Genomic DNA, 1,226 nt, shown 5'->3' with positions numbered 1-1,226 from the left:
CGAGGCGCAGGTTCTGCAGGTAGGTGCAGGCGATACACGACATCAGCGCGTGTCGATGGAGCCCGGTCCAGGAGCGTCCCTCGAAATGGTCGAGGCCGAGTTCTTCCTTGAGCTGCTGGTGGGCCTGCTCGCAGACCCAGCGTGCCTTGATCGTGCCTGCCAGGCCGCGCCGTGCCGTCTCAGCCGGCAGGTTGGATAGGTAGTATTTGCGCTCACCCGACGAGCGCCACTCGCCCACGAGCCAGACCTCCTCGCCCGGCAGATGCCGGTTGTTGCCCCAGACCGGACCGTCGCCGGCCCGCACCCGGATGGCGGCGAGCCGGGCCGAGAGCTTGCCCTTCGTGCCCTGGCGCCACGTCACGCGTCGCCAGGTCAGGTCGGCCAGCACCGCCTCGGCCTCACGCGGCTCCCGGTCCGGCGAGGGCTTGCGGGCGCACCCCGTCGGCGGCACGAGCCGCACGTCAGCGGCGTAGACCTTCTGGTTCTTCACGATGCCCACCGCCCAGCGCAGGCCCCTTGCATCCAGGCCGTGACGGAAGGCGGCGCTGACGCCGTAGCCCGCATCTGCCAGCACCGTGCCGAAGCGTAGACCGGCGGCCTGCAGGCGATCGAGTTCCGACAGCGCGATCTCGCCCTTGGTCCGCGGCGCGGTCGCGGCCTCGGGCACGCCAACCTGCCTGCATCGCTGCGGATCGCTCGTCCACGCCTCGGGCAGGAACAGGCGCAAGCCCACCGGCACGGGCACCTCGCCCTGCGCCAGGGTAAGGGAGACCAAAGACTGGCAGTTGGCCTGCTTGCCCAGCGCACCGCAGTACTGGCGCGCCACCCCGACCGAGCGCGTGCCCTTCTTCGGCAGGGCGGTGTCGTCAATCACCAGGCAAGCATCGGATCCGCCAATCAGCCGATCCGCCTGACGGGCCAGCTCCGTCCAGAGCGGGCGATCGTCCCAGGCCGAGCTGGCGATGAAGTGCTGCAACTGGTCATGGCCCGACAGCCCGAGCCGCATCGCCATCGGCTGTAGGCTCTTGCGATCCCCCGGCCCCAGCAGACCTCGGAGGTAGAGCGGAGCCCAGGTCCGTCGGGTCTTGCGTCCCATCGCCGCCAGAAACGGTGCCAGCCACGTATCAAGCCCGTCCGTCCCCTCGGGATCCAGATCCATCGCCGCCTCCGAGCCATCGTCAGGCAGACAACGCATCACGATCCTTCAAAGTGCCCAGGTAGTGCTA

General features: G+C 69.3%; 1 protein-coding gene. It reads right to left on the bottom strand.

The features are described 5' to 3' along the window. Nucleotides 1-1,159, bottom strand: a 1,159-nt coding sequence (locus CRT23_RS27555) for an IS701 family transposase (protein WP_103712637.1), incomplete at its 3' end; no start/stop codon positions are given. Between the last annotated feature and the right edge of the window lie 67 nt (nt 1,160-1,226).

The sequence above is a fragment of the Methylobacterium sp. V23 genome, from assembly GCF_002917135.1.
Taxonomy (GTDB): Bacteria; Pseudomonadota; Alphaproteobacteria; order Rhizobiales; family Beijerinckiaceae; genus Methylobacterium.
Note: the sequence above shows the minus strand (reverse complement) of the source record. Positions and strands in the feature narration are given on the sequence as shown.